13 protein-coding genes and 1 riboswitch are annotated in these 14,265 nt (G+C 68.9%); of the genes, 3 read left to right on the top strand and 10 right to left on the bottom strand.

Annotated features, from left to right (window positions below):
- The first annotated feature begins 53 nt into the window (after positions 1-53).
- A complete protein-coding gene (locus EV644_RS07645; protein ID WP_241998079.1) occupies positions 54-1,025 on the top strand; it encodes a DUF1353 domain-containing protein in 972 nt (323 codons plus the stop codon).
- 97 nt (positions 1,026-1,122) lie between these two features.
- Here EV644_RS07645 and EV644_RS07640 read toward each other — a convergent pair whose 3' ends face one another.
- The 9 genes from EV644_RS07640 to EV644_RS07600 all read right to left on the bottom strand — a co-directional run bounded on the left by EV644_RS07640 (position 1,123) and on the right by EV644_RS07600 (position 11,990).
- The gene (locus tag EV644_RS07640; protein ID WP_132187878.1) at positions 1,123-2,301 is read right to left on the bottom strand and encodes a M20 family metallopeptidase; all 1,179 of its coding nucleotides are present in this window, start codon (positions 2,299-2,301) and stop codon (positions 1,123-1,125) included.
- Positions 2,302-2,324: 23 nt separating this feature from the next.
- On the bottom strand, positions 2,325-3,902 hold the full coding sequence (gene atzF / locus EV644_RS07635) for an allophanate hydrolase (RefSeq protein ID WP_132187879.1): 1,578 nt from the start codon (positions 3,900-3,902) through the stop codon (positions 2,325-2,327).
- Positions 3,899-5,851 carry a 5-oxoprolinase/urea amidolyase family protein gene (locus EV644_RS07630; RefSeq protein WP_132187880.1) on the bottom strand — a complete coding sequence of 651 codons (1,953 nt, stop codon included), beginning with the start codon at positions 5,849-5,851 and terminating at the stop codon, positions 3,899-3,901. Before EV644_RS07630 ends, atzF begins: the two co-directional genes overlap by 4 nt.
- 2 nt (positions 5,852-5,853) lie before the next feature.
- The gene (locus EV644_RS07625; protein WP_132187881.1) at positions 5,854-6,471 is read right to left on the bottom strand and encodes an urea amidolyase associated protein UAAP2; all 618 of its coding nucleotides are present in this window, start codon (positions 6,469-6,471) and stop codon (positions 5,854-5,856) included.
- Positions 6,468-7,079 carry a DUF1989 domain-containing protein gene (locus EV644_RS07620; RefSeq protein ID WP_132187882.1) on the bottom strand — a complete coding sequence of 204 codons (612 nt, stop codon included), beginning with the start codon at positions 7,077-7,079 and terminating at the stop codon, positions 6,468-6,470. Before EV644_RS07620 ends, EV644_RS07625 begins: the two co-directional genes overlap by 4 nt.
- Complete coding sequence (locus EV644_RS07615; RefSeq protein WP_132187883.1) at positions 7,076-8,632, bottom strand: amino acid permease; 1,557 nt, start codon at positions 8,630-8,632, stop codon at positions 7,076-7,078. Before EV644_RS07615 ends, EV644_RS07620 begins: the two co-directional genes overlap by 4 nt.
- Before the next feature lie 56 nt (positions 8,633-8,688).
- Positions 8,689-8,797: riboswitch (guanidine-I (ykkC/yxkD leader) on the bottom strand.
- 226 nt (positions 8,798-9,023) lie between these two features.
- Complete coding sequence (locus tag EV644_RS07610; RefSeq protein WP_132187884.1) at positions 9,024-9,476, bottom strand: class I SAM-dependent methyltransferase; 453 nt, start codon at positions 9,474-9,476, stop codon at positions 9,024-9,026.
- Positions 9,477-9,580: 104 nt separating this feature from the next.
- Positions 9,581-10,519: an NAD-dependent epimerase/dehydratase family protein gene (locus tag EV644_RS07605; RefSeq protein WP_132187885.1), complete on the bottom strand. Its 939-nt coding sequence runs from the start codon at positions 10,517-10,519 to the stop codon at positions 9,581-9,583.
- A gap of 76 nt (positions 10,520-10,595) precedes the next feature.
- Complete coding sequence (locus EV644_RS07600; RefSeq protein ID WP_241997971.1) at positions 10,596-11,990, bottom strand: serine hydrolase domain-containing protein; 1,395 nt, start codon at positions 11,988-11,990, stop codon at positions 10,596-10,598.
- 37 nt (positions 11,991-12,027) lie between these two features.
- On the opposite strand from EV644_RS07600, the gene EV644_RS07595 reads away from it, so the two are divergent.
- A complete protein-coding gene (locus EV644_RS07595) occupies positions 12,028-12,924 on the top strand; it encodes a diacylglycerol/lipid kinase family protein (protein WP_132187887.1) in 897 nt (298 codons plus the stop codon).
- Here the strand turns inward: EV644_RS07595 and EV644_RS07590 are convergent.
- Positions 12,898-13,782 carry an RNA polymerase sigma-70 factor gene (locus EV644_RS07590; protein WP_132187888.1) on the bottom strand — a complete coding sequence of 295 codons (885 nt, stop codon included), beginning with the start codon at positions 13,780-13,782 and terminating at the stop codon, positions 12,898-12,900. The two genes, EV644_RS07595 and EV644_RS07590, sit on opposite strands and share 27 nt — an antisense overlap.
- Positions 13,783-13,893: 111 nt before the next feature.
- On the opposite strand from EV644_RS07590, the gene EV644_RS07585 reads away from it, so the two are divergent.
- Entirely contained in the window at positions 13,894-14,265 is a 372-nt protein-coding gene (locus EV644_RS07585) for a DoxX family protein (RefSeq protein ID WP_132187889.1), read from the top strand.

Here is a 14,265-nt window from a genome sequence, read left to right as displayed (position 1 = left end):
TCCGCCGTTGACAGTCACTGGGAGTAAGCGTTCACTGAAAGTCGGGGGTGGGGATGATGGGGCGGATAAAGAATCCTGAACCGGGGCGCTTCTTTGATGACGGCGAGGTGGATGGACCCGCTGAGCCTGGGTATCCGAGCGAGATGCAGGTGTGCCTCAAGAGAGTCGAAGAGGAGAAGAAACCTCGGTACCCGAAGCTCGCGAGCCTCGTGCCGAGTTGGCTCAAGGCTCCACCGACTCAGGAATTGTTCATCCTGGAGCGGCGGATCGGTTACAAGTCGCGGGACTACGGCGACCACGTGGTGCCCGCCGACAACACTTTCCGTTCGGACCTGACGTCCGTGCCCAATCTGTTCACCTGGTTGGTTCCGAGAACCGGGAGCCACCTACCGGCGGCCTTGCTTCATGACGGACTGGTGCACGACCCGAATCAACCTGTGTCGTACATAGGTCCGAAAGTCACCAGAGCACAAGCTGACTTGATCTTCCGGGATGCGATGGCGGACCTCGGTACCGGCTGGGCCAGGCGGTGGCTCATGTGGTCGGCTGTCAGTGTGGCCACTGTCTGGTCGGGGCTCGATACCCCAACCGTCGAGGCTGCTGCCCAGGAAGAGCAGCCGCGCGAGGTCAACCTCGCCAACTGGTACTACCGCGTTGTCGTCTTCGGCTCGATGCTGGCCATCGCACTGCTCGGCGCCGTAGCGACGCTGGACCTGCTCGACATCTGGAACGTGCTTCCGTGGATGGGCGAGCGAGCAGTGGGGTGGGAGCTCCTCTATGGAGCAGCTTTTGCCGTCCTGATCCCCGCAGTACTGGCCATTCTCTGGGCACGGCTACGGGTGGCAGGTCTCTTCGTCGGAATCAGTCTGTCGCTCCTTCTGCATGTGACTGTCGCCTTGATCTTCCTGAGCGGGCTCTTCCAAGCTCTGGAATGGGCCGCCAGGTGTCATAGCCGCTGGCGCCGGTGGCGCAACAGGTCGTCAGTCGACTCAGCCGATCCGAGCTTGGCCGCGCCGCCGGTATAAGGAAAGTTCCGAGATGTTCGCGCGGATGAACGACCCGGAGTTCATCCGCGCGCTGGAGTATGTGCAGAGCGCTGACTTCTTCCCAGGCCGAGGTTGATCAGCCGAGCAGACGCAGCGCCGTGAGGGTGTAGGCCCGCGCGGCGGTCGTGAGCTCGGAGATCGCTACCGACTCGTCGGCGCGGTGGGCCTGTGAGGTCACCGATCCGGGGCCGAGGACGACCACTGGTACGTCGAGGTCGCGGGCGACGAATCCACCGTCGCAAGCGGCGGTCCATCCGCCCAGCGGAAGACCGGGACCACCGGCGTCGGTCAGAGCTGCGTCGGTGATCCTCACCAGGTCGGTATCCGCGGCGGTCTCGAAGGCGGGCATCTCCATCGGCATGTCGAGGTCGACCGACAGGCCACGTTCCTCGAGCTTCAACCCCGCCACCCGAGCGCGGAGATCGTCGAGCACCGCCGCGGGAGACTCACCCGGAAGCAGGCGCCGGTCGGCGACGATGACGCATTCGGCCGGGACGATCGAGCCGCCGGTGCCGCCGTTGATCTGACCGACGCTCCAGGTGGCCGGACCGAGCAGGGGATGGGGGGCGGCGGCGAGTTCCGCGTGCAGGCGTTCGATCTCGGCGACCACCGCGGCCGCGCCGTAGATCGCGTTGGCGCCGTCGGCTGGGTTACCCGCGTGGCTCGCACGACCGTGGATCTCGACCCGCAGGTACGAGTCACCGCGCGCGCCGATGATGGTCTGCAGGTCCGTCGGCTCCGCGGTGATGCACCCGAGCCACGAGCGGGACGCAGTACCGACGTACGAGCGGATGCCTTTGCCGGTCTCCTCCTCGTCCACGAGTGCGGCCAGTTCGACCGGGCCGCTGAGCCCGGCGCCGCGCAGGGCTGCGAGCGCGACCAGGGCGGAAGCGAGGCCGCCCTTCATGTCGGAGGCGCCGCGGCCGTAGATCCGGCCGTCGGCGACCTCCCCACCGAACGGGTCCTTCGTCCAGCCTTCCCCGACCGGTACGACGTCGGTGTGGCCGAGCAGGAGCAGGCCCGGACCGTTGCCGCCGGCAAGGATGATGCTCAGGTTGTCCCGGCCGGGCTGGACCCGGGTGGCGACGACGTCGAGGCCGAGCTCGATGCCGGCGGCACTCAACGCCCCGACCGTCGCCGCCTCGTCACCGGGCGGGTTCTGCCCGGTCGCCTGCAGCAGACTCCGGGTGATCCGGACGAGGAGCTCCTCGTCGATCCGGTCAAGGACCTGCTGTTCCGCGGGCGTGATCGTCATGCACGGCATGCTAGTGCCCTGCACTAGGCCAGATAGTTTCGCCAACTGCCGTGTTCCGTGATCTCGCGGTCGGGATCGGCTCCGTCGGCGGTGCAGACGAAGCCGAGGACCCGCTGCCCGTCGGACAGCTCCAGCGGACCAAGCGCCAACGGCGGGTCGACCGTCGCCGCGAACCCGGCGAACTCACCGGCCGGCAGACTCCACACCTCCACCGCGATCCCAGGTCCGCCGGCCAGAGGTTCGACTGTCCGAGTGAGCCCCGGCCGAGGACCTTCCAGCAAGTACATCCGGTACTCCGGTGCCGTCCGCGCGTCGAATGCCAACCGCCCACCACGTCGTACGAGCTCGTGGTTCAGCGGCTGGCCGGACAGATGCGCGCCCGCGACGGCGAGCAACACCTCGGACGAACGCGTGGGTTCACCGCACCAGACGGCGGCCAGGTCGATCACCACGTTGTCGTGACCCGCCGGTGCGAGCAACTGGATCCCGAAGGGCAGCCCGTCGGCCCGGGCAGGTCCAGGAAAGGCGACCGCGCAGAGGTCGAGCAGGTTGACCATGTTCGTGAATCGGCCGAGCTGGCTGTTCACCCCGATCGGATCCGCCGCCACCGCGGCCAGGGTCGGATGAGTCGACGTGACCGGCAACAACAACGCGTCCAGCTGCGCCCACAGGGATTCGCTGGCGCGGGCGAGCGTCGCCAACCGGTCGAAGCCCGCGAACGCCTCAGCCGCGGTCAGCCCCGCGCCGTTCCGGACGATCGTGCGCACCGTCGGGTCCACCGCCGGGTCGTCGACCATCTTGTCCCCGAAGGCGAGCCACCTCTCGGCGAGCCACGGCCCGGAGTACAGCAGTTCAGCGGCCTCGAGCAGCGGCCGGACGTCCACCTTCACCACCTCGCCCAGCCGATGGGCCTGGTCGAGGGTCTCCTGCCAGGCCTGCTCGTGCAGGGGATCGAGCTCCAGCGGAAGGTCCGGTACGCCGATCACCGCCGCGGCGCCCGGCGTACGCGTCGAGCGGCCGCGCGGGAGATCGGAGGCTCGTCGAGACCAGGCATCGTCCGGATCGAAGGTCGCCATCACGTCGAGGACTTTGCGCGCAGTCCCGACCGTTCGCGCCATCACGGTGACGCAGTCGAGCGAGCGACAGGCGGGCATCACCCCCTGCGCGGACACGAGACCGCGGCTGGGCTTGATCCCCACCAGGGCGTTGAACGCGGCGGGCACCCGACCACTCCCGGCCGTGTCCGTCCCGAGCGCGAAGTCCACCGCGCCCGTCGCCACGGCGACCGCGCTGCCCGAGCTCGAACCGCCCGACACGTGCAGCTCGGAGAACACCGAATGGCAAGCCCCGTACGGCGAACGCGTGCCGACCAGGCCCGTCGCGTACTGGTCGAGGTTGGTCTTCCCGAGCGGCACCGCGCCGGCCTCGACCAGCCGGTCCACCACGAACGCGTTGTGCTCTGCCGGCTGGTCGTTGCGCGGATCGCCGGCCGTGGTCGGTACTCCGGCGAGGTCGATGTTGTCCTTGAGCGCCATCGTCAACCCGTGCAGCGGACCCGTCGCAGGCTCGACGGGATCCACCCGAGTGATCCAGACCGTCATGCTCCCCACCTGGCCCTCTCGGCCTCGAAGGCCGCTCGTCGCTTCGCACGGAGGGTCGCTATGTCCACAGGTGCCTCCTGCTCGATCCGGTGGATGTCGGCGATCGAGAACGTCGCCGGGCTGACCCGCAGGTCCGCGCGTCCCGCCGCGATCTCGACCCGCTCGTGCGCGAGCTGCTCCGCACTCACCGGGGTGAATCTGATCAGGTCGAACTGCCGGAGCAACCACGGCTGCTCGTCGGTCCGGGAGATCCGCCAGACGGGCACGGTCCGCCCGACCAACTGGTAGCCGCCCGGTCCTTCCATCCCGTACACGCACAGGTAGATCCCGCCGATCCCGACGGCGTTCTGCGGCGTCCAGGTCCGGGCCGGGTTGTACTTCGTCGTGACCAGCCGGTGCCGCGGATCGACGGGTACTGCGACCGGCGCGCCGAGGTAGACGTCGCCGAGCCCGACGACCAGGTACGTCGCCGCCTGGATGATCTCGAAGACCTCGTCCCGGCGGCCGAGGTCGTTGACCCGCCGGATGAACTCCACGTTGTCCGGGCACCAGGGCGCGTCGGGCCGGACCGAGGTCGCGTACCGCCGCATCGCCTCGTGCGCCTCCGGATGGTCGAACGCGATCGGCAGCGTCACCTCGCGAGCGGGCAGCACCACCGTCGCCGGATCGGCCAGCCCGGCGGCGAGGAACGCCAGCCGCTCGGCCAGTTCGACCAGCCCCAGTCGCGACGAGTCCACCGCCACCAAGAGCGACCGCACGCCCTCGACGATCTCGACCACGCCCGCTGGTCGATCGTGCCGCAACGCCTGCGCCAGCAGGTGAATCCAGACCCGCACGGTGAGGTCGAGCTCCGCCGGCCCGGCCTCCACCAGCAGGTGCCGCTCACCCGCACATCTGATCGTGTACGCCGGTGAGGTGGGCCCGGCGCCGCCCTGATGGAGGTCCTTCGGGCGCTCGGAACCGCTCATACCGGCCCCGACCGCGACGGGCTCCTGCCGGAGATCCGCCAACCACGCCCGCCGCGCCTGGATCGCCTCGGCCGCGGCGCCCATCGTCACGGGCACCAGCTCCACGGAGTCGCCCGGACGCAACTGCCCGAGCATCCACCGATCCGCTTCGATCACCACCGCCGGTACGACGAAGCCGCCGAGCGACGGCCCGTCCTTCCCGACGATCACCGGGGTGTCCCCGGACAGCATGATCCCGCCGACGGGATAGGCCGAGTCGTGCACGTTCGACGGATGCAGCCCGGCCTCACCGCCATCGGTCCGAGCCCAGTCCGGCGTCGGCCCGACCAGCCGTACTCCGGTGCGGTCGGACCGGTGATCCACCAGCCACGAGGTCCCGAAGAACGCCTCGACGCCTTCGTCCGTGAGGTGATCCGGAGCGCCGTGCGGGCCGGGAATCACGCGCACCTGCCAGCTGTCCGACAACGCCGGCAGCTCGACCGGCGTCGGGCTGAGCAGGTTCTCCCGCCGGCCAAGGGGGAGCACGTCACCCGCGGCGAGCGGTCGCCCTTCCTGACCACCGAAACCGCCGAGGATGAAGGTCGACCGGCTGCCGAGGACTCGCGGTACGTCGAGGCCGCCTTCGATCGCCACGTAGCCGCGCATGCCGGGTCCGTCGAGCGGGCCGACGTCCAGAACGATGCCCGCCGGTAGCCGGACCACCCGACCAGGACGCAGCGGGCGTCCGCCGATCGTCGCTCGCGTGGCTGCGCCGCCGACGGAGACCAGCCGGTCCTCGTCAGTGGTCAGCACCGGCCCGGTCAGCACGCACTCCAGGCCTGCTGCGCCGTCCGGGTTGCCCACGGCCGCGTTGACCAGCGCGAAGCTGAGCTCATCGGCCGCGCCGGAAGGCGGCACGCCGACATCCCACAGCCCCTGCCGGCCGGCCAGGTCCTGCACCGTCGTTTGGGCGCCGGGGGCAACGATGGTGATGGTCGCCACCGTCACCACCAGCCCAGCAGTTGCACGGGAGTCGGGTTCCACCCGTTGCAGGGGTTGTTGAGCTGCGGGCAGTTGCTGATCAGCACCAGGAGATCCCGGCCGGCGGTGATCTCGACGTACCGCCCGGGCGCTGACAGGCCGTCCTCGAAGGAGAGATCGCCGTCCGGGCTGACCGGCACGTTCATGAAGAAGTTGACGTTGTGCGTGAGCTGTCGTTGCCCGATGCCGGCCCGCGCGCCGTAGTACAGGAAGGTCTGGCGGCAGGCGTGCTGGTGCCGGGTGAACTCGCCGTACCGGATCACGTTGCTCTCCTGCGAGCAGGCGCCGCCGACCGTGTCGTGCCGGCCGCAGGTGTCGTCGCTGATCACGGCGAGCTCGTCGAGTCTGGTGGAGAGCAACCGCGATCCGGTGGTCAGGAAGACGGCCCGCTGCTCGCGGATCGTGTCGAACGCCGAGTAGCGGTTGTCCACATCGTTCGCGTCGTAGAACAACGTGTCGACGGCCTGGTTGCCGTGCAGGTCGACGATCCTCAGGCGCCCGCCGGACGGCACCGGGATCATCGCGCCGTCGCCGGGCTGTACGACGGTGTCCAGAGCGGTAGTCGTCTCGGTGATCGTCATACCAGCAACCCCCTGGTCACCTCGAGAGCCCGAACCGCTTCCTCCCGCAGCTCCGGCGGATCGCCCACCTCTTCACCAGCTTCGATCCGTACTGCGACCCCGGCCGGGCTGGTCTCGGAAGCGAGCGGATGAGCTGCCGTCGACACGAACACCACCAGGTCCTGGTCGGCCCGGAGCGTGACCGTGTCGCCTGCCGTGGCGTGGTCCGGCACGAAGGTCAGCGAGGCGCGCGAGTCGTCGCTGATCCCGACCTTCGAGAAGAAGTTGATGCAGGCGTGCAGGTCCGCCTCGCCGAAGCCGTGCTTGGCGAGTTCGAGCTGCAGCAGCCGGTCGGGTCCGCGTCCGGCCAGGCCGTCATGCCAGTCGAGAGACGACGCGAGCACGGTCGCCAGCGCAGTACCGCGGTCGGACATCAGTACCATCCCCGCTCGGATGCGAGCTGACATCTGGGACTTCAGGGTGTCGGGAATGTTGAGGCGATCGAGGCGGTCGGCGCCGATGATCAGGACGGAGGCGTTCGCGCCGTCGGCGAGCGCGGTCAGCGTGAGCGTGCGTCCGGCTTTGACGGCAGCCGACCAGGCGGCTCCGCCGGGGATGTCGTGGTTCATGCTTCCGCCCCGACGGCGGCCGTCTCGATGGAGGCGTGGTACCGGCTGTGCTGGGTGCGGTAGGCGATCAGCCCGCCGATCGCGACGATCGCGAGCGTGATCAGGGGGAGGTAGTGCAGGTACCAGCCCTCGCCGGCGGGGTCGTACACCTCGGCACGCGGCCAGCCCAGGTTGATCGCCATCGCGAGGCCGTAGGTGACGGCGACGATGTTCACGGCCACGCCCGCGCGGCCCAGGGAGAACAGCGGGCGGCCGTCCTCGTCAGTACCGGCGGTCAGCGGATTGCCCTTGAAACGCTGGATCAGCAGGGGAGCGGTGACCATCAGGTAGGCGAAGTACAGCAGCATGATGCAGACGCTCGCCAGGCCGAGGAACAGCCCCGCGTTGCCCACGTTGACCACCAGGCAGAGACCGGCGAGCACGCCCGGCACGATCGTGGCCGCCACCGGTGTACCCGTCCGCTCCGACACCTGACGGAGCCTGGCGGAGAACGGCAGGACGTTGTCCCGCGCCATCGAGAAGATCATCCGCGCCGCCGCCGTCTGGATCGCCAGGGTGCAGACACAGACCGCGAGCGCGACGTCGAGCAGCAGCAGCTTGCCCGTTGTCGTGCCGAGCCGGCTGGTCAGCACGTACGGCAGCCCTTGTCCGGCGAGGTCTCCGTCGGTCAGGGAGGGAGCGGCCATCAACGCGGCGATGATCAGGAAGGCGCCGCCGATGCCCGACGCGATCACCGCGCGGAGGATCGTCCTCGGCGTGGTCGCGCGCGGCTTGTGGGTCTCCTCGGACAGCTCGCCCGCGCTGTCGAAGCCGACCAGCACGTAGGCCGCCATCAACGCCGAGATCAGCAGCGGTACGACGTACCCGGTGCTGCTGTCGAGGTTCGTCGTGTGCAGGACGACCGAAGGTCCGCGCTCCGCGTGACTGGCGAGCAGGATGATGATCAGGACGACGCCGACGAGCTCACAGGTCACCCCGGCGGAGTTCACGATCGCCGTCGTCCGGACGCTGGTCGCGTTGAGCAGCGTGGTCGCCACCAGCAGGATGCAGCCGAGTACGACGGCGTTGGCCGCGCCGTCCCTCGACGCGAGCGTGGAGTCGGTACCGACCAGCTGGAAGCCTGACCACACCGCGGGAAGAACCACCTGCAAGGCGATCGCCGCGGTCGCCAAGGTGATGATCTGCGCGATCACCATCGTCCAGCCCGCGAACCACCCGACCACGGCGCCACCGAGCCGCCGGGCCCACTGGTAGATCGCGCCGGACAGGGGATATCGCGCGGCGAGCTCGGCGAAGCAGAGCGCCACCGTCAGCTGGCCGACCAGAACGGCGGGCCAGGTCCAGAAGAACGCCGTACCGCCGAAGCTGAAGCCCAGTCCGAACAGCTGGAAGACGGTGGTGAGGATCGAGACGAACGAGAAGCCGGCGGCGAACGAGGCGTAGCTGCCGACGCGGCGCGAGAGTTGCTGGGGGTAGCCGAAGGTCCGGAGGTCCTCGGCCCCGTCCGTCGGCAGTGATCCGTTCGGTGGCAGTGTTTCGGTGCTGGCTGACATTCCGGCCTCCGCAGAGAGTCGGCCCGGAATGCGCACGGCAGCCCGGGGCCATCAAGGCCTCCCGGGCTTTTGTCCCGCCGTGGAGCGGCACCACGTGCACGGCGCCGCCTCCCCTCTCGGACCAGGCCTGCCGTCGCCGGCAGCGGAACCCTAGGGGCGCCCCGCCGTCTCGGCGGGTCTCCAACAGTTCAGGGGGCGGCTGTTTCAGCGGCCCGCGTCCTGTGTAACAAGGACGTAAACGAATCCTCTCACCTGCTTGTAGTTGCTGCAAGCAACGATCAGCCGAGGAGATCGACGGCTCGCCGCAGCCGGGCGACGCAACCCGGCGTACGGCTACGAGAACGAGACCGGCACCGGGACCACCGGCGCGACCGTCGCGACCAGGCGTCACTCAAGGGGCGTGGGAGATGACGCCCAGGCCGTGGTCGGCGGTGACGACCTCGACGGTGTCGAAACCGGCCGCCTTCACCGCCTCCGCGACCAACGCGGTGACCCGGTCGCCGCCGGTCGGCCCCTCCGCGCCGTACAGGATGAACAGGGGAGCACCCGAGCGCAGACCTTGCCGGAGTGCGGCGAGTTCGGCCTCGGCGTCGCTGACCCAGAAGAGGTTCACGTTGACGCAGAACGCCTTGTCGATGCTGTCCTCGGGCAGCTTCAGCTCATCCAGCGCGGTGCGTTGAACGGTGAGGCGCCCCGCCTTGACGTACTGCGGATTGCGCCCCGCCGTGCGATTCACCGCCACCGCCGACCGATCCGTTGCCAGCAGGTGACCGGTGGTGAGCCGCTCGCAGACCAGTTGCGCGGCCGCCCCCTGGTCCGCAGCCGATCTCGAGGATCTGCTCACCGGGCTGGGGATCCACCGCGTCCACGGCCCACCGGATCCGATCGGGAACGGTCGCCATCTGCCCTCCTCGGGGAGCACTCGGCTCCCCTCAGAGTTCTAGTCCCCTAGAGGCCGTGGCGGAAGCCCTGGCGCCAGGAGGTATAGGTGGGTTCCCAGTCGAAGGTTGCCTTGGCCAGGGAGTTGTCGGCGCCGCGGATCTTGGTGAAGGCGGAGACGCCGACCTCGCCGACGGCCAGGCGGGCCAGCCAGACGGGGATGTGCCGCGGTGGTTTGGCGCCGAGGATCTTGGCGAACTCCGGCAGCCAGACCGAGGCGGGCGCGGGGTCGTCGTCGGCGATCTGGTAGATCCCGGTGGCGCTGCTCTCGACCGCCTTGACGGTGGCGTCGGCGGCGTCGTCGTAGTGGATGAACGACCAGACGCCCGAGCCATCGCCGACCAACGGCAACTTGCGCTGCTCGATCAGCTTGACGACCTCGCCGCCCTTGCCGATGAAACCGGTCGGACCGTAGAAGCCCGCGTACCGCAGTGCGACGCCTTCGATGCCCTCGGCACCGGTCACGGCCGACTCCAGATGACGCAGCCCGGCCATCGTCTTGCTCGTCGCCGGCACCGGGTCGGGGTCCAGCGGGATCCGCTCGCTCTTGATCTCGGAGCCACCGTGTTCCAGGTTCCAGCCGGCATAGCTCTGGACGACGAACCGCCGTACGCCGGCGGCCTGGGAGGCGGCGAGCAGGTTGTCCGTGCCCTCGGTCCGCAGCCGGTTCGTCAGCGCGAAGCTCTCGTCGAACTTCTTGAAGTCGATGCCACCCTTGAGCGCGGTCATCTGATGTACGACGACCTCGGGCTGGGCGGCAGCGACAGCGGCCTTCACCGCACCGGCGTTCAGCCCGTCCGCGAGCACCACCTCAGCGCCCTGCGCCCGGAGGCCGGCCGCACTCGACTCGGACCGCACCATGCCGGTGACGTCGTGTCCTGCCGCGATCAGTTTCGGCACCAGCGAACGTCCGAGCCCGCCGGTCGCGCCTGCCACTAGAACCTTCATCTCATCCTCCATGTCACCTTTGGTCGACCCAGGGGACACGGCGAACGCCGCCGGTGTGACAGTGACCTAGCTCACATCACAGCGAGTGCAGGGTGAACTCCGTCGGGCCGAAGGAGACGTTGTACCGGACGTCGATCGTCAGGGAGTCGCCGTCCGGGCGGCAGGTGAACGTCGCCACGTAAGGGGTTTCCAGGTAGCGGAAGGTAGCTACGAAGGCGTCATTGTCGGTCGACGCGTTGGTGACCATGCGCTGAGGTGGGTCCACCAGGTCGTCGGTCAGTTCGCGCCAGTCGCCGGGAGCGCAGACGACGTCCTGCGTCGTGCCGGGCGGAACCGTGGTGTCGAAGTCGTGGGAGCTGACCTCGAAGGTGAAGGTGCCGGTGCCGTCCGGGTCCAGCCTGACCGCCGACAGTGAGGCGACGCTCGGATCGAATCGGTAGGTGCGGCCGTCTCCACTCGGAGCTTTGCCTGCGGGGGCCGGGATCTCCAGCTTCGCGGGCCGAGCAAGGTCGGCTCCCGATTCCGCTTGCAGTGCGGGGAGAAGGTGCTCCCAGACGACGTCCAAGGTGGCCTGCATGTCGGGTGAGGCGCTGGTGATGATGAGGGCGGCGTCGTGCTCCGGGAAGATCAGGCAGTACTGCCCGAAGGCGCCGTCGCCGCGGTAGGTGTCGTGCCGCGACCGCCAGAACTGGTATCCGTAGCCCTGCTGCCAGTCGGGGTTGTCCTGGTTGTTCGGCACCTGCTTCGAGGTGGCCGCGTCGATCCAGCTCGCCGGCACGAGCTGCTGCCCGTCCCACGACCCGCGCTGCAGCAGGAGCTGCCCGAAGCGGGCCAGCGACTCGGTGCTGAGGCTCAGACCCCAGCCACCCTTGGTGATGCCCTCGCGGGAGATCTCCCAGGTCGCCTCGCTCGCCCCGAGCGGCTCGAACAGCCGCGGGCGGAGGTAGTCGAGCAGGGTCTCGCCGGTGATCTTCTGCAGGATGGCGGAGAGCAGGTACGTCGCGCCGGTGTTGTAGACGAACACCGTGCCCGGCTCGTGCTCCACCTCCAGGTCGAGGAAGATCCGCACCATCCGGCGGTCCCGCGAGAGCGCTTCGACGGTGTCCTGCGAGTGCCCGGTCGTCATCGTGAGCAGATGGCGGATCTCCATCGCGGCCAGGTTGTCGCTGATCTTGTCGGGCAGGTCGTCGGCGTCGAAGAACGACACCACCTTGTCGTCGACCGACAGCTTGCCGTCCTCGACCAGCAGGCCGATGCCCATCGAGGTGAAGGACTTCGACACCGAGAACAGCAGGTGCCGGTCGCGCAACCGGTACGGCGTCCACTCCTCCGCCAGCACGACGTGACCGTGCCGGAGCAGCATCAGGGTCTGGATCTCCTGGTCGGAGGCGTCGAGCGCGGCGACGAAGGAGTCGAGGGCGGTGGCTGACAAGTGCTGGGCTTCTGGCGTACTCCGTGGAAGGCTGCTCACCTCATCAACGCTATCCCCCTCGAACGGACAAACTGACGTGAGCCCTCGTGCCGCCGTGATCATGAACCCGATCAAGGTTCCCGACCCGGACGAATTCCGCAAGAAGGTCGACACGGCTCTGACCGAGCGTGGCTACGAAGACGCCCTTTGGCTCGAGACGACCGAGGAGGACCCCGGCTCGGCGATGGCGAAGCAGGCGATCGACGAGTCCGTCGACCTGGTCGTGGTGGCCGGCGGCGACGGCACCGTCCGGGTCGCCTGCGCGGAACTGGCCCAGTCGAACATCCCGGTCGCGGTGCTGCCCGCCGGCACCGGCAACCTGCTCGCCCGCAACCTCGGCATCAACCTCGATCTCGACATCGCGCTGACCGAACTGCTCGGCGGCAACGAGCAGCGGATCGACAGCGTCCAGGTGGAGGGCGACGGGCTCGACGCCGACCGGTTCGTGGTGATGGCCGGGCTCGGGCTGGACGCCGCGATCATCGCCGACGCCCCCGACGAGCTGAAGAAGCGCGTCGGCTGGGCGGCCTACGTGGTGTCGACGCTGATGAACCTCAACCACCCGTTCGTCCGGGTCGAGATCATCGTGGACGACCGGCCGCCGCTGGCCCGCCGGGCCCGCACGGTGGTGATCGGGAACGTCGGCACCCTGCAGGCGAACATCCCGTTGCTGCCGGACGCCGTGCCCGACGACGGCATGATCGATGCAGTCGTGCTGGCTCCGCGCCGGATCAGCGACTGGCCCCGGCTCGCGCTCAGCCTGGTGATCAAGTCCATGCGGGAGGGCCGAAACATCGAGCGGTTCACCGGCAAGAGCATCCAGGTCAAGGCGAGCAAGACCGTCCGCCGTGAGCTGGACGGTGATCAGATCGAGGACGGCCGGACTCTCAGCGCGACGGTGGACCCGTCAGCCCTGCTGGTCCGCATTCCCTGAACCCAGGGGCTGCAGATGGGTGAGCTTGTCGGGGTTCACCACGCCGTGGATCGCGACGACGACCCCCTCGGCGACCAGCAGTGACCAGACCGCCAGGGTCCGGTCCACGGCATCGCACATCCTGAGGGCCGGTTGCCCACCGACATGCACCGGCTCGATCCGCAGACCGAGCCGATCGAGTCTTCCGAACGCCCCGAGCAGCGTCCGGGCGACCCGGTCGGCGCCGAGGATCGGCCGCGGGAAGGCGTCCGCCTTGCCGCCGCCATCGCCGGTGAACGTCGCATCCGGTGCGAGCAGCTCGAGGAGCCCCTCGAGCTCGCCCTCACGGCACGCCGCCAGGAACCGCTCGGCGAGCTCGTCCCGCTCGCGCGGCGAAGCGTCGTACCGGGGTCTGCCGTCAGCCAGCTGCCGACGAGCCCGTACTGCGAGTTGCCGGCAGGCCGCCTGGCTCTTCAGCACGATGGCGGCGACCTCCTCGTAGGAGTAGCCGAACACGTCGTGCAGCAGGAACACGGCCCGCTGGTCGGGCGACAACCTTTCGAGGACGACGAGGAACGCCGTGGACAGGGAGTCCGACAGTGCCGCCCGGTCGGCGAGATCGACGTACTCGTCGACGGCCGGATCGGGCAGCCAGGGACCGATGTAGGTCTCGCGTTGACGCCTGGCCGAGCGGAGCTGGTCGATCGCCAGCCGGGTGGTGACCGTGGTGAGGAAGGCCTTGTCCGACTCCACCTCGGGCTCGCGATGCAGGCGCAGGTACGCCTCTTGCACGACGTCCTCCGCGTCGCCGAAGCTGCCGAGCATCCGGTACGCGATCGACAGCAGCAGCGGTCTGAGCGCAGTACTGGTCTGTTCCATCACGTCCTCTAGGACGGTCGAGGGCCCCTTCTTGTGACAGCTGCCTGTGACAGTCACGGGAGACCGTCGTCGTTCGTCTCCGACCGTAACCGAACAGTTGGAGGACTGAAGATGAACGTCGCAGCCTGGATCGTCACCGGACTGCTCGTGGGCGTGTTCACGGTGTCCGGCGTGGCCAAGTCGACGATGTCCCGCGACCGCCTGATCGCCACCGGACAGACCGGCATCGCCCCCTTCCCGATGCCGCTCGTCCGCGTGGTCGCACTCTGCGAACTTCTGGCCGTCGTGGGCCTGCTCGCGCCCTGGTTGACTGACACCGCTCGCTTCCTGACGCCGACAGCAGCAATCGGTCTCGGCATCGTGATGATGGGCGCCGCCACCTCCCACGCCTCCCTGAAGGAGCCAGGGCCGGTGGCGGCGAACGTCCTGCTCCTCTCCGCCTGCGCCTTCGTAGCAGCCGAACGCTTCGCCGCCCTGAACTGA

Origin of the sequence: Kribbella orskensis (assembly GCF_004342085.1) — a bacterium.
Lineage (GTDB): Bacteria > Actinomycetota > Actinomycetes > Propionibacteriales > Kribbellaceae > Kribbella > Kribbella orskensis.
This window is presented reverse-complemented; position numbering and strand designations above follow the sequence as displayed.